Genomic DNA, 16,841 nt, shown 5'->3' on the forward strand with positions numbered 1-16,841 from the left:
ATACTACCATTTTCAGCAAGAGGTGCATTCTTTATGATGAAACAATTCGTTACCGGCGCAGTGCTTTTATCTGTTATTGCGACCGGCGCAGCTTGCGGCAAGAACGATTCCGGAGCGACTCAAACCGTTAACGCCGGAGGCCAGCAGCAGCCAGCCGCCGGGCAGCAGACTCCAGCCGCCGCTCCCGCGGAAACCCAGGACGCGATCAATACGAAAGCGTATTTGGCAGCGCGTATGGCGCAAGAAAAAATCGATTTTGTCTTTCACGATAACAAAGACAAAGACGGCAATTTCATTTTGAACAAGTATTATCCTGATCAAGACAAGGCAACGGCGTTCTTGTCCGGATTTTATGATCCGGCGCTCGTCAAGAGCATGGTGGCGTTCTACGTGACCGACAAAAAATCCGGCGACTCGCCTATCATTAACAAGGACAACTTCTACAAAAAATCTCTCACCGACTCGAAGAAAGAAGAGATTGCCTTCGACGCGGCCAACACGAAAGATCAAGTGAAGTTCACGACGAAGGACGGAGCCGTCTATACGATGAAGAAATCCGGCGACAACTTCATCGTGGCGAACCTGGAACAAAAATAAGACAGGCTGTGCCCGGTGCAGCCTGCCTCGGAGCCGCTTCGCAAACCGCGATGCGGCCCTTCTATTTCCCGGGCGAGCGCAGGAATCGGTCGCGTTCGACACCGGCTGCAGATTAGCGGCATGCGAAGGGGAAAGACGTGGCGATTGTTGTCGTCGGCGGATAGCTTGTTTTCGTTAAAAATGCTTTGTCCGCGGTTGACATCTGTTCCAATCCTTGATATCATACAACTTGTCGCCGCAAAACGACGCTAGCATGACTCGGTAGCTCAGCCGGGAGAGCACCATCTTGACAGGGTGGGGGTCGCTGGTTCGAACCCAGTCCGAGTCATTAGTTTTATTACGGAAGAAGCCCTTTAACAAAAGGGCTTTTTTTGATGCGCGATCGGCAGCGCACAATGCTCGAGGGTGAAAGTCGCAGCTGCGCCGCAGGTGGCGGAAGCGGATAGAAGACCTATAGTGTCTACCTGAAGTGCGATGAGCCGATGACGAACACCCCCGACAGCGGCTATGCTCATCCCAAAAAATAAGCCTCGAATGAGATTCGAGAGCTCGATGACGGTCACCCATGTCCGGGCACCTGCTTTGGCGTGAACTGCTTGCCCGGAAAGCGCAGTACAAAAGTAGTTCCTTTGTCGCGCTCCGTTTCGGCTACTAGAATAGAGCCGCCGTGCTTTTGCATGACGCCGTAGCAATAGCTGAGTCCAAGCCCGAACCGGTCCGGATTCCTTTTGGTCGTAAAGAAGGGATCGAATATTTTCTCGATGTTTGCGTCGGCGATGCCGGAACCGTTGTCCTTGACGGCGATCGTCAATTTATTTTTGCTGTATTTGGTGGATATTTCGAGAACCCCCTCGCCCGGCCGCATCGCATCAACCGCATTCAGGCATAGGTTGTTCAACACTTCCTTCAGATGGTCGATGTCGCAGATCAATTCTCCGTCCGCTTCGCAGCGGGTCATGAGCTTCATATGCTTGGCCTCGAGGATCGGGGCAATCGTTTGAATCGTATAGTCGATAATCGTCTGGAGCGAATATGGGCGCTCGATCAGAATGATATTGTTCGCCTTCTCCTTGATCCGGTTGATCATGTTCAGCATATGACTCGTAATCTGGTGAATGACCGCCAGCTGTTCGACAGCCGTCTCAGGTTGCCCGTTCTCGATATAAGTTTTCGTTCGTTCGTTCAAGTAATTGATTTTGGAGATTTCGTTTTTGAGCGAATGGCTGAGGATGGACGTTCCTAACGTCAAAGCTCGCATCGAGTAATCGTACCTCTCTCTCTCAAACCGCACTTTGATTCCCCACATGCCGTATTTCACGCCGTAAACGATAAAGCAGACAACCATCAGCAAAATAAGCAAATAATTGAACTGCCACAGGCCGTTGCTTTCGATGGTCACTCCCGAGAGCTCAAACGTCAGCCGGGAGGTGCCGGCGAAATCCATAGAGTAGGACCAGAGAAGGGCGATAATAGTGACGCTGGCCGTTCGAATATGGCCCTTGCGGATCGCGGCATTTTTTTCTTTCCAGCAGCCGATAACAAAGCCGATGCAGCCGGCCAGCATATAGATGCCGACTTTGTATCGGATGGACGCGATGTCGATGACGTGAAAGGGACTGGTGGCGAGATGGTAGATTAGCAGGAGGAGAGGCGGAAGCGCAAGAAGAGCGATGACGGTTTTCCTCCGCTTGAATTTCCAGTTGCAGAAGTAGAAGGAGCTGGCCAGGAAAGCCCAATGTAGAAAGTACCAGTACATATATGCCGCGATGACAGTGATCGTGATCAGCGTTTGTTTGAACGGGAGCGGGAGCGGATGGTGTCGTTCCAGGAAGGGGATGATGACCAGGTTCGTAGAAGCCGAGAAGCTGCTGCAGCCCCCGATGGCCAAAGCGATTCCTATCATGAGCGGAAATCCGGTTTTTCCGTTGCGAATCAGGATAATCGAAAGAGACCAAACGGCTATAAACATAAGGATATAAACGATAGGAGTAGCCCCCTAAAAAAGAGATCTTCTGCTAAAAAATAGAAGCCCATATAATGAAGATATTAATGGAAAATCGGTTTCATTAAAAGAGGGATACGATGAGCAAAATCAAAGTTTTGCTAGTGGAAGACGACGCTTTTTGGCGATCGCGATTGTCCCGGGATTTGGGCGCCGAGGCGGATATCGAGGTGGTGGGAACGGCCACCGACCGGGAGGAAGCGGTAGCCGTTCTGCGGCGGAGCGAGGCGGATGTCGTCCTGCTCGATGTCAACTTGACGGAAAATAATCTCGATGGCTTGGAGGCAGCCAGAGAAATAAACCGCCTATCCACGCAGCAGCGCCCGATCCGGATCGTGATGCTGACTTCCATAGACGAAGAAGACGTCATTATTCGCTCGTTTCAGAACGGCGCAACGAACTATATGACCAAATCAAGCTGCGAGGACATCCTGAAGGCGATTCGAGACGCTTACTCCGGCAGGTCGGCCATCCATCCGGATGCCGCTCCGGTGCTTGTCCGGGAAATGCAGCTGAGCGTTCTTACCCCGATGGAAAAAGAGGTTTATAAATGGCGGGAAAAGGGACTAAGCAAAAACCAAATTGCCGAAAAGCTGTTCAAATCGGTCAACACGATCAAATCTCAGCTGAAGAGCATCAGAAATAAACTGCGGACCGACGATCGTCAGGACGAATGAAGGGGGTGAGAAAAATCACCCTTTCTGCAGCGCGAGTTGTCAGGTATACTCCGATTTGTTGTTCATCCAAACCTTGGAAGGGAGATACCTGTATTGTTCGTACGATTCAACAAAATCCGGCTTCGTCTGCCGGCAGCATTCATGGCTTGCGTGCTGATGCTGAGCGTCTTCGGATTGTTCGGTCCGGCCAATTCCGCGGCAGCGGAGGTTTCCATAGAAACGTCCGCCGAAGCGCTCCCGGCGACCGTGAGTCCCGGTTCGAGCACCGTCGTGAATGTGAATGTCAAGTCTCCGGAAAATTTATCTGTCTTAGTCGATTTGGAAATTTTCGATGCTTCCTTGAAGAAAGTGGCGCAAATGTTCAAGGATAATGTGAATGTAACTGCAGGTGAGCAGACGACGGTCCCGTTCACGTGGAGCGTCCCAGCCAATCTGCCGCAAGGCAGCTATATCGTCAGCCTCGGCATCTTCGGCGCCGGCTGGAACGGCCAGTACAAATGGCAAGCGGGAGCAGCCAAAATCAATGTAAGCGGCGGCGGCTCCTCCGCGCCCGGCTTTACGAGCAGCGCGGCGGCGACCCCGAGCAGTCTCGCGCCAGGCAATTCGGTCGGCATTGACGCTACCGTAACGGCCAGCGTATATGCCGAAGCGCTGGTTGACGTCAATGTGATCCGGCCGGACGGCGTCAAGGCTCTGGTACAAACGTTTGCGCAAACGTTTGAAGCGGCGCAAGCCAAACATTTTCCCGCCTCATGGGCCGTTCCGCAAGATGCGCCGGCAGGCCCGTATAAAGTGGAGATCGACGTCCTGAAACCGGACCGCACCCAAACGTACCATGTGAACGCGGATGCCGGGCAATTTACGGTCGCTTCCTCCACGAGCGGTTCCAAAATCAAAGTAAGCGTAAAAACGAACTCGAACGCGTCCACCCAGCAGCCGAGTCCAGGCCTCGAAATTACGAATGTGAGCAATGAGCCGCTGAATCTCAGCGACATGAAAGCGAGATATTATTTTACCATTGACGGCGAGAAGCCGTTGGCGGTTGACTTCTGGACGACAACGGCAAAAGCGAACGTTACGGCGCGCTTCGTCAAAATGCCGGTTCCGTCGGCCAGCGCGGATTATTATTTGGAGATCGGGTTTACTGCCGCCGCCGGGACGCTGGCGCCAAACGCCAAAGTCGGCGTATACACATGGTTCAACAAGCAGGATTGGTCCTCCTTCAACCAGACCGATGATTATTCGTTTACGAACTCTTCCGCAGTCCAGGACAGCGTAAAATCAACCGGCTACTTGTCCGGTCACTTGAATTGGGGCGCTGAGCCCGCGCTGCTCGACATCCCGCCTTATCCGTCCAATCTGACCGCCGCTGCGGCGGATACGTCCATTGCCGTCACCTGGGATGCCGTAGTGGACGCAACCGGATACGATGTGGAGGCGGACGGCCGGCTTATCGAAAATTTGACCGAATCGCGCTACACCGACTCCTGGCTTCGGCCTGGAACGTGGCACACTTATAAAGTGCGAACCAAGCAAGCGGGCAAGGTAAGCATATGGAGCTCTCCGCTCACCGTGAAGACGACAGGCCAGCAAGTGCTGCCCGCGCCTGCGAATGTTAAAGCGAAGCCGGCGGAGACTGCGGTGACCGTCACCTGGGACCGCTTGACCGAAGCCGTTACAGGCTATGACATCGAGGTCGACGGTACCGTTACGGACGTCAGCACGAACACAACCTACCAGCATAGCGGCCTCGTCTCCGGGTCTCAGCACTCTTACAGGGTTAGAGCGAAGGACGGCGGCACACTCGGTCCTTGGAGCGATTTGATCAAAGCGAATACGATTTTTGTGCCGACAGGACCGTTCACGGTGAACTTCCAGGTGGACACTTCAGCGGACAGAGCGCCGATCAGCCCTTATATTTACGGGACGAACGAAGATCTTGCCGGAATCGACAAGTGGGGCGCCAGAAGAATTGGCGGCAACCGGATGTCCACCTACAACTGGGAGAACAACGCTTCCAATGCCGGTGCCGACTATTTCAATAGAAGCGACAACTACATTCCTTGGTACTATGGCGGCGTGCCTTGGGGCGGGAATATGGATGAGCCCGGGGTCGGCGTGGCGGGTTTCCATCGAAAATCTCTGGAGAAGGGAAGCCTTCACCCTGGCGACGCTGCAGACGGCAGGGTATGTGGCAAGAGATAAGAACGGGGACGTGACGCAGGGGGAAACGGCACCTTCCGAAAGATGGGACGAAGTCAAGGCGGCCAAAGGAGCACCGTTCAGCTTGACCCCGGATTTGAACGATCATGTCGTGTACATGGACGAATTCGTCAACCTGATGGCGCACCAGTTCGGCGACGCCTCGACACCGACGGGAATCAAAGGCTATGAGATCGATAACGAGCCTAGCCTGTGGTACAGCTCCCATCCTTATATGCATCCTTCCAAACCTGGGGCCGCCGAAGTGGTGAGCAAAGGAATCGATCTGGCGAAAGCGGTCAAGAAAGTTGACCCTTCCGCTCAAATGTTCGGTCCCGTCTCCTACGGCATCGACGAAATGTACGATATGCACGGCGCCGACGACTGGATCTCGGTGAAGGGCAGCTACAGCTGGTATATGGATTACTATCTGGACAAATTCAGAATCGCTTCTCTTCAAGAGGGCCGGAGATTGCTTGACGTACTGGATATTCACTGGTATCCCGAAGTGCAGGCCGGCGGCTACCGGATTACGGACCGCGCCTCCTACGACAACCTGGAAGCGAACAAAGCGCGCATGCAGGCGCCGCGGTCGCTGTGGGATCCGAGCTACACGGAGAACAGCTGGATCAGCCAATGGCGCAGCTCCTACCTGCCGCTCATTCCGAGGCTGAAGCAGTCGATCGACATGTACAATCCCGATACGAAGATCGCCATTACGGAATACAACTACGGCGGAGAAAATAACGTATACGGCGGTATCGCGGAAGCGGATTTGCTCGGTATTTTCGGCAAATACGGGGTGTACGAAACGAATTTCTGGAAAATGGTCAACGGCTTGACGGATGCTCCTTACATCAATTCGGCTTTCAACCTGTACACCAACTATGACGGCAATCATTCCGCGTTCGGAGATACGAAGATCAAAGCGGAAACATCGGATATCGACAACAGCTCCATCTACGGCTCGGTATTCAAAGACAGCAACAATGACCTTCACCTGATCGCGCTCAACAAGAATAACGACTTTGACATGAACGCCGTCTTCAACATCGCCGGAGGAACCCGGTATGCGTCGGCCAGAGTCTGGGCCTTCGACGGCAGCAGCCCGACCGTAACGGAACGGGCGCCGGTCACCGGCATCAGCGGTTCGACCTTTGCGTACACGATCCCGAAGCTGACGGCCGTACACATCGTACTGAAGGCGCAATAGCCGAAATCGGTCCGGGGCGATCACAAAAAAGCTCTTGCAAAAGAGCTTTTTTTGTTGTGAGGAACTTATCATACGAATCATTGCGGGAACTGCTGCGGCAATCTTTTTTGTGCAGGAAAAAACGGGAAGAGCGTCGAATTTTGTTGCATCAACAGCGGAGGATAACACGGATGAACGAATTTGAAAGACAGCAGCGAATTTATAACGACGAAATGATACGCCAGCAAGCAAGATCGGATTACCATAACCAAAATAAAAACGGCGATGGTGATGCAGGAACTGCAGTTATAGTCATCGTTTTACTAATAGGTTCGGGAGTATTATGGATATTTAACCATCATCCCATCATTTTTTGGTCTATAGTGGGGCTGTTAATACTTTTTGTGATAAGTTTTATTTTATACAAAATAGGAATGAAAATTGACGAAAGAACCCGTCAACGAGAAGCACTTCGAAGACGTGAGGAAGAAAGACTAAAGAAATTTCAAGAGCAACAACTGCTTCTCGAGAAAGAAAAAGAACAAAAGCGGTTCGAAAAAGAGAAACAAAGGCTGGAGAAAGAAAGGGAAGCGCAAGCTTCGGGAAAAAAGATACTTATCGTCGATGATCAGAACGGTATTAGAGTCTTATTGATGGTGGAGTTTGGGAGGCACGGTTTAAAACCATACCAAGCATCGAATGGCAAACTTGCGCTTGAGATCTATCGCGAAGTGAAACCGGATGTCGTGATTTTGGATATGAAAATGCCTGGGATGGATGGACTCGAAGTATTGAAAGAAATCAAAAAAACGGATCCAATAGCAAAGATTATCATGATTTCGGCATACGGCGAATTAGATATGATAAAGGAGCTTCGAATATGGAGCGCTGGATTGCTTTAATAAGCCGTTCGATATGGAGGACTTATTAGTCAGGACATTTGAAGTTCTCAGTTTGGAAATTGTTCCCCCCGATTGGGAAGAATGCACGTTTGAAGAAGCGGAAAACCAATATAATGCGGGCAAATTAATCAAATCTCTTGTCAGCAATAAGGAGTTTTCCAAAAGCACCATGGAACTTCATTTGAGTCCCGAGGAATATAAAGGGAAGTGGGTCTACCGCAAAAGCGGTTATGAAGCATCTTCAAAGGCAACGGCTGAAGTAACAGCTCCCACCCCGGTCTGGGAAGAGTGCCTTTTTGAGGAGGCAGAAAATTATTTTAAAACCGGAATCCCGATAAAATCGGCTGTCACCAACAAAATGTACTCCAAGGACGGGGAAGACTTGAGCTTTTTAATCCCCTCCGAAATCAGAGGGAAATGGCTGTATTTAAGACCTTAGCATGAAGTGAAGAAGCCTTGCTTTGCAAGGCTTCTTCGCATTTTCAGCTCATTTCAAACAAGATCGGTATCGGGAGGATTGTAACCTAAGTGCCGAGCCATCGAGACGATTTGTCCCTTATGATGAAACTCGTGTGTCTCGGTATGGGTTAAGAGCCATAACGGAGTCGTGCTCCACGGTTCTTCCTGCCACTTCACGTGATTCGCCACAGGCTCGAGCATGCGGGAATGGAATTCATCCAAAAACTTCTGCACCGCCTCGTCCGCTGCCTCGAATCTGTCCCGAACCTTCCTGACGTCCGAATGCTCAATATCATGCGCGGAAGCGAACGAAAAGTCGGCTCGCCTCAGTTTAAAGGCGAAGGACCCAAGCCAGTAGCGATAGCAATCAGCAACGTGTATGTGAGTCTTTATAATGCTGCCGCTGCCGAAGTTTGGAACCGTGATATGTAACGTTTGCAACGGAATCTCTTCCAGAAACGCAAACAAAGTTTGTCTCGTGGACTTAATTAAGCCGTATTGTTGCTTCAAAACATCCTGCATTGAACATCAACCCTTTCTGAATAACAACCCTATAAAACTATACTACATGAACGAACGGAGATGCAGCTATGCATGGTTTATATGTAAATTAACCTTGCCGCACGGCCTGAACATATGGGACGCGGCGGCCGGCGCTCTCATCGTGCAGGTAGCCGGCGGGCGCATTACCGATACGCGGGGCAATCCGTTCGGGCTCGCGACGAAGGACGTATTTTGCAGCAACGGTTTGATCCATCGGGAGCTGCAGGCTTACTTGAAATAGGCGGCGCAGAACAGGACTGAACGCGTTCGAGTCCTGTTCCATGTCGTCATCATTGCGGAGGTCCGAATCGGTAATCTGCGCATAGCTTTGCGTCCGCTTCCTCATAATACAGAAAAAAACTAATGGTGGTAAACGCATGGCGCCCGACCAAATTCAACATTTGAAGCAGCTGAAAAATTTGGAATCCGATGCGGCAAGCTCGTGGGCATCGTATTGGATGCATTATTCGCACATGGGAACGTGGCAGTTTTGGTTCATCGTCCTATTGCTCGTCGGGCCGCTTGTCGCCGTGTTCTTATGGATGGATCGGCGAAAAGCGCTCTTGCTTGGTTTTTACGGATTTAGCGTGCACGTCTGCTATACGTATATCGACTTGTTCGGTTCGAAGAACGGATGGTGGGAGTACCCGTACAAGGCGCTCCCTTTCGTGCCGATCAATTTGGCTCTGGACACGTCGTTCGTGCCCGTCGCCTACATGCTGATGTACCAATGGTCGCTTAACCGCGGCTACAACTACTATGTCGTGCAAACCGGGGTCAGCATCGTGTTTGCGGGCGTGATCAAGCCGTTTTTGACGGCGCTGCATCTGTTTGAGATGTACGGCTGGATGAATTATTTTTACTTGTTCGTCGGTTATATGGTCGTTACGCTGTTGTCGAAATGGATAACCGACTTGTTTATATGGTTTCAAAAAAACGAACGGGCCCGTGCTGCCTAAGCAAAATGCCTCGGGCTGCCCGAGAAGGCGGAGAGGAGGATGGGAATGTGGGCCTTGGAGCGCAGCGTGCGCCTTTGAACTCGTGTTCCCACCACATTACAATTCGAGGGAACACGAGTTCAAGGAAGCCGGAGACCCGCATTTCCAATCTGCAGCGCAGCCATACTTTCCCGGGCAGCCTGGATGTCTGCTTCTGCGTTGCGCAGGGCAGGCATTTTGCGGTACTATTACAGAAGGCTTGCAAACGTCCGCCGCTTCGGCACGGTTGCATAGCGAATTCGGTTCATCAGGCGAAAGGCGAAGCTTTGTGCGTGCAAGGCTTATTTTGTTTTGCGCCGCGAATCGAAATGACACGTTGCTGGGAGAGTTTACGTATGTTCATAGAATCGGAATTGGGATCGGGATCGGTCCCCGCCAGGCTGCGTTCCGGCTATAGGCGAATACTCGTTGTCACCGCGGTTGCTGCGGAGCGGGACGCGGTTGTGCGCGGACTTGGCGGCGACAGCCGGTTTGACGTAGTGGCGGCCGGCGTCGGTCCGGCTGCGGCCGCGGCCGGCGCTGCGCGCGCGCTCGCGGCCCGCGAATACGATTTGGCCGTAAGCGCCGGCATCGGCGGCGGCTTCGCCGGGCGCGCCGGCGTAGGCTCGCTCGTTGTTGCAAGCGAGATGATCGCCGCCGATCTCGGAGCGGAGACGCCGGAAGGCTTTCGCAGCGTGGACGAGCTTGGATTCGGCTCCGCCCGCATTGCCGCCCCTGCAGAGCTTGCCGCCCGCCTGTCGGAGTCGCTGGTGACGGCAGGGTGCGCGGCTATCCTCGGGCCAATCGTTACCGTAAGTACGGCGACCGGAACGGCTGCCACAGCTGCCGAGCTCGGAGCCCGCGTACCCGGTGCGGCGGCCGAAGCGATGGAGGGGTACGGCGTAGCGGTCGCAGCCCAAGCGTTCGGTTTGCCGGCGCTGGAAATTCGCGCTATTTCGAACGCCGTCGGTCCGCGCGACCGAAGCGCTTGGCGGATCGCCGACGCGCTCCGGGCACTGGAGCAGGCGGCTTCACATTTATCGGAGGTGCTATCATGAAAATCGCATTTTCCCCTTGTCCGAACGATACGTTCGTATTTCACGCCTGGGTGCACGGGCTCGTGCCCGGCGCGCCGAAGCTCGACGTCACTTATGCGGATATCGATATTACAAACGGACTCGCCGCAGGCCAAGGCAATCTCGATGTCCTGAAAATTTCGTATGCAGCCCTGCCGTGGGTATTGTCGGAATATGCGCTGCTCCCTTGCGGAGGCGCTCTGGGGCGAGGCTGCGGACCGCTCGTGCTGACGGTCGGCGGCACGTCCGGAATGACGGCTCCGGCGGCGCTTGCCGGCCGCAAAGTAGCCGTTCCGAGCGAGCGCTCCACCGCCTACTTGCTGTTCCGCTTATGGGCGGCGCAAAACGTTCCGGGCGGCGTGGGCGAAATCGTCGTCATGCCGTTTCACGAAATTATGCCTGCGGTGCGAGACGGCTTGATTGACGCCGGCCTCGTCATCCACGAGGCGCGTTTCACTTATCCGTCCTACGGGCTTACGATGCTGGCCGACTTGGGCAGCTGGTGGGAAGCCGATACGGGGCTGCCGATCCCGCTCGGAGCGATCGTTGCGCGCCGTTCGCTCGATCTGCAGGCGATTGCCGCGTGGACGCGTGCATCCGTCGAGTACGCTTGGGCGCATCCGGAAGCGTCGCGCGATTACGTGCTGCGCCATGCACAGGAGATGGACCCGAAAGTAGCCGAGGCTCATATTAACCTTTACGTCAACGACTTCACGGCGAACTTGGGCGACGACGGCTACGCGGCCGTCAATGCGCTGCTCGGCCGGGCCGCCGAGGAAGGGCTCGTGCCGACAATCGATCCGGCGGCGCTTCGCTAAAATTTACTCGCTGCTCAATGAACGAGGATGCGCGAAGGAGTCCGGATATGCTCCACATACCGCGCAGCTTCCAGTGCAAGCTCGTCATCCGTCGCCCGGGAAGCGTTGTACACGACAAAAGCGGGAAGAAACGTACCGTTGCAGCGGGTGACCGTCCTTTGTACCGGTTTGAGATATTCGCTGATCGTAAACCAGTTGTCTCCACCAGAGCGGTACGCTTTTTCGGTACCTCCCGCCGTAGTGGCGACGACAAATTCTTTCCCGAGCTAGCGCTCGCCGCCCGGTCCGTACGCCCATCCGAAGGTAAGCACGTCATCGAACCATTTTTTCAGCAGCGGCGGGCAGCTGTACCAGTAGAAAGGGAACTGAAATACAATCCGGTCGTATTCCATCAGCAATTGCTGCTCCTTCTCCACATCGATGCTCCAGTCTGGATATTCCCGGTAAAGATCGCGAACGGCGATATCCGCTTGAGCTTTCAGCGCAAGCGCCAAGGCGCGGTTGGCACGCGAGTTTTTCAGATCGGGATGTGCAACAATGACCATCGTTTTCATTACGATCATCCTTTCGCGGAAGTGTGATGGTTTCTACGACGTTCATTATGGACCGTTAAAGAATCGTTGAAAAGTACGCTTTTTTTCAGAACTTAGTTCTATTTTCCATACCTTTGAGGGATAAAGCGGCTTTAGCGCACTTGGCTTAGGGAGGAGGTAACGATGCACGAGCGTTTTTACGGTTCTGCCGATACAAACGGGATTTTGGCGACCTTGCAGGCGATCGGGGGGAAGTGGAAACCGTTCATCCTGTTCATCCTGCTGCACGAGGGGACGAAACGATTCGGGGAATTGCGGCGGCTCATCCCGGAAGTGAAGCAAAGCATGCTGACCAGCCAGCTTCGGGAAATGGAACAGGACGGATTGATCGTCCGCAAGGTGTATCCCGAGGTGCCGCCCCGTGTGGAATACTCCTTGTCCGAACACGGCAAAACTTTGGGGCCGATTTTGACGGATATGTGCAGCTGGGGATTTGTGCACAGCAAATTTCTGAACAAATCCGAGCTGTCCAATGCAAAACAGTGAGCCGCCCGCTCCGGGCAGCTCAGGCTATCGAGGAGGGCGGAGGCCCCCCATTCCCGTTCCGCAGCGCAGCCCCGCTTTTTCGACAAAACCGGGCAGCCTCTCTTTGTCTTGGGGCGGAAATTTTCGTCTCGCAATTGTTTTGTCAGCTATCAGGAAATCGTTTACAATAGAAACTGGCAGCTTACACTAGAGCGGAAGGTGGAGAGGCGGCATGACGGAGAACGGTTGGAGTCGGCCGGTTGATATGATTCGCGATATACGGGAGCAGATCGGACGCGTCATCGTCGGGAAGACGGACACGGTCGATCTGCTCCTTGCTTGTTTGCTGGCAGGAGGGCATGCGCTGCTGGAAGACGTTCCCGGCACCGGCAAAACGCTTCTGGCGAAGGCGCTCGCCCGCACGATAAGCGGCACGTTCAGACGCATTCAGTTCACGCCCGATTTGCTTCCTTCGGATTTGAGCGGCATTTATTTTTACAATCAGAAAAAGAGCGATTTCGAGTTTCGGCCTGGGCCTGTGTTCACCAACGTGCTGCTCGCCGACGAGATCAATCGGGCGACGCCGCGCACGCAGTCCAGCCTGCTGGAGTGCATGGAAGAGCGCCAGGTGACGATCGACGGCGTGACGCACCGGCTGGAGCAGCCTTTTCTCGTGCTCGCGACGCAAAATCCGGTCGAGCAGCACGGTACGTTTCCGCTGCCCGAGGCGCAGCTGGACCGGTTCCTCATGAGGCTGAGCATGGGCTACCCGTCGTTTGAAGAAGGAGTCGGCATCCTCAAACGGTTCCGCGCGGAAAGCCCGCTGGGCGAAGTGGTCCCGGTCGCATCCGCGGCGGAAGTGGCCGATGCACAGCGGCTGGCGGCGGATGTGCGGGTAAGCGACGATTTGCTCGGGTACATCGTCCGCATCGCCGAGGCGTCGCGCCGGCACCCGGACGTCGCCCTTGGCGTCAGCCGCGCGGCAGCCAGGCGCTGCTGCGCGCAGCGCAGGCATACGCCTTCGTCCAAGGGAGGGCGTATATCGTTCCTGACGATATCAAACGTCTCGCTGCGCCTGTGCTCGGCCACCGTCTAGTCGCCAGGCGCGATCTTCGGCCGGACGCCCGCCGCAGCGGCGAACTCGTAGCCGGCTTGCTGGCGTCGGTCGAAGTGCCGGCCGAACCGGCGGATATGCGTTAGAGGGGCCGGCCATGCTGCAGCTCCTGTTCATAACCGGCCTCGTGTTTGCGGCTCTCGCCTGGCTGTATAAGCGGCGGGCGCTGCGGCACGTTTCCTATGAGCGTACGTTCTCCACGGCGGCAGCGAGCGAAGGCGATACGATCGAGATGATCGAGCGGATCGCGAACCGCAAGCTGCTGCCCTTGCCGTGGCTGCGGCTCGAATCGCTCTTGTCGTCGCGCCTCGTGTTCGAGCGGCAAGCCGATCTCGACATTCGCGGCGGCGATTTGTTCCAAAATCATATAAGCTTGTTCAGCTTGCGCCCGTATCGTCTCATCGTGCGCCGCCACCTGGTGCGCTGCGCGGCGAGAGGCGTGTACGCGCTCGATTCGGCGACGATGACGGCGGGCGATCCGTTCGGCTTCGGGACTGTGTCCGTCCGCTGCCCGTTATCGCTGCAGCTGCTCGTATACCCGAAGCCGCTGCCGCTTCGGGACGTGCCGCTGCCGAGCCACAGCTGGCTCGGCGAGCTCGAGGTCAAACGCTGGATTCTGGAAGATCCGTTTCTGACGACGGGGGTGCGCGAGTATGAGGCTGGCGACAGCTTTCGTTCCATTCATTGGAAAGCGACGGCCCGCGCCGGAACGCTGCAAGTGCACAAACGGCCGGCGACCGCCGACCATAGGATGTGGATCGCCCTCAACGTCGAAATCAGCGAATCGATGTGGAAGCAGGTGACGGATCCGCCGCGCATCGAGCGAGCGATCCGTTACGCCGCTTCAATCGCGCAAGCGGCGCTGGAGCGGGGAATCGAGACGGGCCTGCTCTGCAACGCCTGGTGCCTTGGCTCGGCCAAACGTCCGGTCCGCATCGCGCCGCAAGGAGGCTCCGGCCAGCTGGAGCTGCTGCTGGAAGCGATGGCGCGGCTCGAGCTGGAATCGGTCATGATGTTTGCCGATCTGCTGCAGGAAGAGCTGGAGAGCGGTGAATCGGGCGCGGACTATCTCATTCTCACTTGTCATCAGGCAGACGGCATGATCGCCGGAGCGGAGGCGCTGCGGCGAAGCGGCAACGGCGTCGAATTCGTCATCGTTCCGGACACCGGCGTGAACGGGGGGGATGAAGCCTATGGAACGTCAGCAACCGGAAATCGAGCTTAATGGCCGGATAAGGAGGCTGCTCCTGTTTTGGCTGCGCGGCGTAACGGAGCTGCTGCTGTATGCGCCGGTATGGCTCATCCCGGCCGTTTACGGCTTCGATACAGGCTACAGACAGCTGCTGTGGCTGTTCCATTTGCCGCTCGCCGTCCTTGTCGGCGCCTTATCCGCGCATTTTGTCCGGCGAGTCTGGCTCCGCGGGGTGCTTGCTTTCGCCGCCGGAGCGCTGGAAGGGGCACTGCTTGCGCCGACGTTCTGGTGGCCGGGGGCGCTGATCGCCGCCGGCAGCGGAGCCGCTGTATGGCGCGGCATGGCGGTTACTTCCGCCGCATCGCGGGCGGCCGATGTCCCGCGGTATGGCGTCGGCATCGCCACCTATGCGATCAGCGGTATCGTCTGCAGCCGTTTGCCGGAATGGTCGGCATATATGCCGTGGCTGACGGCTGCGGGCATCGTTTCTTTGGCGATTTTGTTATTTCGCTGGAACGGCCAGCTGCTCCAGCGCGAGACGCTGTCGGCAGAGTCCAGGCCGGTTCCGGCCGCGGCGCGGCGGCATAACCGTCTCATGGTCGCGGCTGTCATCGTGCTAAGCACGTTCGTTGCCGCCGCTACGTCGGAAGCGGTCGGACGCATGCTGCTGCAGCTGCTGCGCGAGCTCATCGGCATCCTTGCTTCCGCTCCCGGCAAACGGCAAGCGGACGTGCCGCCGCCGCCGCAGCCCCCGCCGCCGCAGCTGCCCCCGCCAGGAGAGCCGGGCTGGCTCGCTCGCGCACTGGACCTGTTGGTTTATGTTGCGGGCATCGCCGCGGCGGCGGCCGCCATTCTGCTGCTGGCCCGCAGCGCGTACCGCCGTCGCCGCGAAATCGCGGCCTGGGCCGGACGCATGCTGGCGCGAATCGCGGCGCTGCTCGGCCGCGCAAGCCGGCCGGCCGAAAATGCCGGCTACACCGATGAAGAATCCGTCATTTGGTCGTGGGAGCTGGCGGAGAAGGCGCTGAAACGGAGCTGGCTGCGCCGGTTCGCCGGCGGCGCCGCGGGCGTGCGGTGGAACGAACTGCGCAGCAATGGCGAACGGGTCCGGTATTTATACCGGCAATGGCTCGGCCGGCTGCGCCGCGCGGGCTTCGCGGCGCCGGGCCATCTGACGCCGGAAGAAATACGCCGCGCCGCCGCCGATTGGGAGCGGGAAGCTGCCGCGGGCCGCAGCTCTGTGTCTGGCGCCGGCAGCGGGCAAGCCGATAAGCTCATCGAGCTCTATTATAAGGCGCGCTACAGCGGCGGCGACGGAGACATCGCAGATGAAGACGTCGAGCTGCTGCGCCGCGAGAGCCCGGCACCACGCCATAAAACCCGCTCGTAACCGATGCGGGTTTCTGGCGCCAGGTGCGAAGAGTGTGTTCGCGTTATATTTCGTAGCCGTCCCAATGCGACGACTTTCGATTTTCGTCGTCTTCGCCGAGCTTCAGCCCCGTCCGTTCGTGTTTTTGCGTATCCTCGAAGGCGGTTGTCGGGTCGCCGTCGGTTTCCGTGCGCAGCTTTTCGTCGGGCATCGCAAACGTTCCCTCCTTTTTAGAGGATATGTTTTCCGATTGTTGGGGCGATTATCCCGGCAAGCGCCTCTTCCGCATAATTGCCTTGCCGCTTCGCACAATAGTGGTGGAGCCCATACTATACGGCGGAAACGGCGGTGAACGCACTATGCAAGATCGAAAGCGCAAAGGTCTTGTCGGGTTCCGGCAGCCTGCGGCGAAGCTCGTGGCGGAAGCGCCGAGCGACGAAGAGATGCGCGGCAAACTCGAGGAGTGGCGCATGAACGACGGGTATCCGGGTTCGTGCGGCATCGCCGGCAGCGATAAGCCGGAATGAGTCTGCCAAGTCAAAAAACAAAGCACCCGGCCCGGACTGGTCAAGACCCCAAATAGCGGACATTGAAAAAAGCCCTAAGCTGCTAGCTGACGTCGGTACTCTGCCGGCGTCAGCTTGTTTAGCTTTCTTTGCGCTC

At 56.1% G+C, this 16,841-nt stretch carries 16 protein-coding genes, 1 tRNA gene and 3 pseudogenes; 16 read left to right on the forward strand and 4 right to left on the reverse strand.

The window, feature by feature from the left end:
* Positions 1 to 33: 33 nt before the first annotated feature.
* Positions 34 to 597 carry a hypothetical protein gene (locus SD70_RS05385; protein WP_041046337.1) on the forward strand — a complete coding sequence of 188 codons (564 nt, stop codon included), beginning with the start codon at positions 34 to 36 and terminating at the stop codon, positions 595 to 597.
* Positions 598 to 852: 255 nt separating this feature from the next.
* A tRNA-Val gene (locus SD70_RS05390) sits at positions 853 to 925 on the forward strand.
* A 231-nt stretch (positions 926 to 1,156) separates the two neighbouring features.
* Here the strand turns inward: SD70_RS05390 and SD70_RS32870 are convergent.
* Complete coding sequence (locus tag SD70_RS32870) at positions 1,157 to 2,500, reverse strand: sensor histidine kinase (protein ID WP_197080946.1); 1,344 nt, start codon at positions 2,498 to 2,500, stop codon at positions 1,157 to 1,159.
* A gap of 179 nt (positions 2,501 to 2,679) precedes the next feature.
* On the opposite strand from SD70_RS32870, the gene SD70_RS05405 reads away from it, so the two are divergent.
* From SD70_RS05405 to SD70_RS37655, 5 genes and pseudogenes are all read left to right on the forward strand, one after another.
* Positions 2,680 to 3,276, forward strand: a complete 597-nt coding sequence (locus SD70_RS05405) for a response regulator transcription factor (RefSeq protein WP_041046341.1) — start codon at positions 2,680 to 2,682, stop codon at positions 3,274 to 3,276.
* Positions 3,277 to 3,369: 93 nt separating this feature from the next.
* Complete coding sequence (locus tag SD70_RS32875; protein ID WP_052487076.1) at positions 3,370 to 5,481, forward strand: cellulose binding domain-containing protein; 2,112 nt, start codon at positions 3,370 to 3,372, stop codon at positions 5,479 to 5,481.
* Positions 5,378 to 6,691 carry a glycoside hydrolase family 44 protein gene (locus SD70_RS05410; protein ID WP_197080947.1) on the forward strand — a complete coding sequence of 438 codons (1,314 nt, stop codon included), beginning with the start codon at positions 5,378 to 5,380 and terminating at the stop codon, positions 6,689 to 6,691. The genes SD70_RS32875 and SD70_RS05410 overlap by 104 nt, the downstream gene beginning before the upstream one ends.
* Positions 6,692 to 7,323: 632 nt before the next feature.
* Positions 7,324 to 7,597, forward strand: a pseudogene (locus SD70_RS37650) (response regulator); the annotation flags it as partial.
* Positions 7,586 to 8,011, forward strand: coding sequence for a hypothetical protein (locus tag SD70_RS37655; protein WP_231571054.1), 426 nt, complete (start codon positions 7,586 to 7,588; stop codon positions 8,009 to 8,011). The pseudogene SD70_RS37650 and the gene SD70_RS37655, both read left to right, overlap by 12 nt.
* Before the next feature lie 53 nt (positions 8,012 to 8,064).
* Here SD70_RS37655 and SD70_RS05420 read toward each other — a convergent pair whose 3' ends face one another.
* Positions 8,065 to 8,553 (reverse strand): DinB family protein, encoded by a 489-nt coding sequence (locus SD70_RS05420; RefSeq protein ID WP_041046343.1) that lies wholly within the window; start codon positions 8,551 to 8,553, stop codon positions 8,065 to 8,067.
* A gap of 46 nt (positions 8,554 to 8,599) precedes the next feature.
* Here SD70_RS05420 and SD70_RS34580 point away from each other — a divergent pair, with 46 nt between their 5' ends.
* The 4 genes from SD70_RS34580 (at position 8,600) to SD70_RS05435 (ending at position 11,445) form a co-directional block, all read left to right on the forward strand.
* Positions 8,600 to 8,815, forward strand: coding sequence for an inositol monophosphatase family protein (locus tag SD70_RS34580; RefSeq protein WP_082053147.1), 216 nt, complete (start codon positions 8,600 to 8,602; stop codon positions 8,813 to 8,815).
* 136 nt (positions 8,816 to 8,951) lie between these two features.
* Positions 8,952 to 9,533 (forward strand): CBO0543 family protein, encoded by a 582-nt coding sequence (locus SD70_RS05425; protein WP_041046345.1) that lies wholly within the window; start codon positions 8,952 to 8,954, stop codon positions 9,531 to 9,533.
* A 374-nt stretch (positions 9,534 to 9,907) separates the two neighbouring features.
* A complete protein-coding gene (locus SD70_RS05430; protein WP_082053148.1) occupies positions 9,908 to 10,609 on the forward strand; it encodes a futalosine hydrolase in 702 nt (233 codons plus the stop codon).
* Complete coding sequence (locus SD70_RS05435) at positions 10,606 to 11,445, forward strand: 1,4-dihydroxy-6-naphthoate synthase (protein WP_041046347.1); 840 nt, start codon at positions 10,606 to 10,608, stop codon at positions 11,443 to 11,445. The genes SD70_RS05430 and SD70_RS05435 overlap by 4 nt, the downstream gene beginning before the upstream one ends.
* 14 nt (positions 11,446 to 11,459) lie before the next feature.
* Here the strand turns inward: SD70_RS05435 and SD70_RS05440 are convergent.
* A pseudogene (locus SD70_RS05440) lies at positions 11,460 to 11,999 on the reverse strand (NAD(P)H-dependent oxidoreductase).
* Positions 12,000 to 12,161: 162 nt separating this feature from the next.
* On the opposite strand from SD70_RS05440, the gene SD70_RS05445 reads away from it, so the two are divergent.
* The 4 genes and pseudogenes from SD70_RS05445 to SD70_RS05460 all read left to right on the forward strand — a co-directional run bounded on the left by SD70_RS05445 (position 12,162) and on the right by SD70_RS05460 (position 16,199).
* Positions 12,162 to 12,524, forward strand: a complete 363-nt coding sequence (locus SD70_RS05445) for a winged helix-turn-helix transcriptional regulator (RefSeq protein WP_041046349.1) — start codon at positions 12,162 to 12,164, stop codon at positions 12,522 to 12,524.
* A 211-nt stretch (positions 12,525 to 12,735) separates the two neighbouring features.
* Positions 12,736 to 13,703, forward strand: a pseudogene (locus tag SD70_RS05450) (AAA family ATPase).
* A gap of 11 nt (positions 13,704 to 13,714) precedes the next feature.
* Complete coding sequence (locus SD70_RS05455) at positions 13,715 to 14,842, forward strand: DUF58 domain-containing protein (protein WP_052487078.1); 1,128 nt, start codon at positions 13,715 to 13,717, stop codon at positions 14,840 to 14,842.
* Complete coding sequence (locus SD70_RS05460) at positions 14,811 to 16,199, forward strand: DUF4129 domain-containing protein (RefSeq protein ID WP_041046351.1); 1,389 nt, start codon at positions 14,811 to 14,813, stop codon at positions 16,197 to 16,199. The genes SD70_RS05455 and SD70_RS05460 overlap by 32 nt, the downstream gene beginning before the upstream one ends.
* Positions 16,200 to 16,242: 43 nt before the next feature.
* Here the strand turns inward: SD70_RS05460 and SD70_RS36790 are convergent, their stop codons facing one another.
* On the reverse strand, positions 16,243 to 16,389 hold the full coding sequence (locus tag SD70_RS36790; protein ID WP_197080948.1) for a hypothetical protein: 147 nt from the start codon (positions 16,387 to 16,389) through the stop codon (positions 16,243 to 16,245).
* A 148-nt stretch (positions 16,390 to 16,537) separates the two neighbouring features.
* Between SD70_RS36790 and SD70_RS36795 the strand changes: the two genes are divergently transcribed.
* Positions 16,538 to 16,705, forward strand: a complete 168-nt coding sequence (locus tag SD70_RS36795) for a hypothetical protein (protein WP_197080949.1) — start codon at positions 16,538 to 16,540, stop codon at positions 16,703 to 16,705.
* The last annotated feature ends 136 nt before the right edge of the window (positions 16,706 to 16,841 follow it).

This window comes from Gordoniibacillus kamchatkensis (assembly GCF_000829455.1).
GTDB lineage: Bacteria > Bacillota > Bacilli > Paenibacillales > NBRC-103111 > Gordoniibacillus > Gordoniibacillus kamchatkensis.

Excerpts from the sequence above, each read along its gene's own strand:
- SD70_RS05385 (WP_041046337.1), top strand. The coding sequence starts at position 34 with ATGATGAAACAATTCGTTACCGGCGCAGTGCTTTTATCTGTTATTGCG.
- SD70_RS32870 (WP_197080946.1), bottom strand. The coding sequence starts at position 2,500 with ATGATAGGAATCGCTTTGGCCATCGGGGGCTGCAGCAGCTTCTCGGCT.
- SD70_RS05405 (WP_041046341.1), top strand. The coding sequence starts at position 2,680 with ATGAGCAAAATCAAAGTTTTGCTAGTGGAAGACGACGCTTTTTGGCGA.
- SD70_RS05410 (WP_197080947.1), top strand. The coding sequence starts at position 5,378 with ATGAGCCCGGGGTCGGCGTGGCGGGTTTCCATCGAAAATCTCTGGAGA.
- SD70_RS37655 (WP_231571054.1), top strand. The coding sequence starts at position 7,586 with ATGGAGGACTTATTAGTCAGGACATTTGAAGTTCTCAGTTTGGAAATT.
- SD70_RS05420 (WP_041046343.1), bottom strand. The coding sequence starts at position 8,553 with ATGCAGGATGTTTTGAAGCAACAATACGGCTTAATTAAGTCCACGAGA.
- SD70_RS34580 (WP_082053147.1), top strand. The coding sequence starts at position 8,600 with ATGAACGAACGGAGATGCAGCTATGCATGGTTTATATGTAAATTAACC.
- SD70_RS05425 (WP_041046345.1), top strand. The coding sequence starts at position 8,952 with ATGGCGCCCGACCAAATTCAACATTTGAAGCAGCTGAAAAATTTGGAA.
- SD70_RS05430 (WP_082053148.1), top strand. The coding sequence starts at position 9,908 with ATGTTCATAGAATCGGAATTGGGATCGGGATCGGTCCCCGCCAGGCTG.
- SD70_RS05435 (WP_041046347.1), top strand. The coding sequence starts at position 10,606 with ATGAAAATCGCATTTTCCCCTTGTCCGAACGATACGTTCGTATTTCAC.
- SD70_RS05445 (WP_041046349.1), top strand. The coding sequence starts at position 12,162 with ATGCACGAGCGTTTTTACGGTTCTGCCGATACAAACGGGATTTTGGCG.
- SD70_RS05455 (WP_052487078.1), top strand. The coding sequence starts at position 13,715 with ATGCTGCAGCTCCTGTTCATAACCGGCCTCGTGTTTGCGGCTCTCGCC.
- SD70_RS05460 (WP_041046351.1), top strand. The coding sequence starts at position 14,811 with ATGGAACGTCAGCAACCGGAAATCGAGCTTAATGGCCGGATAAGGAGG.
- SD70_RS36790 (WP_197080948.1), bottom strand. The coding sequence starts at position 16,389 with ATGCCCGACGAAAAGCTGCGCACGGAAACCGACGGCGACCCGACAACC.
- SD70_RS36795 (WP_197080949.1), top strand. The coding sequence starts at position 16,538 with ATGCAAGATCGAAAGCGCAAAGGTCTTGTCGGGTTCCGGCAGCCTGCG.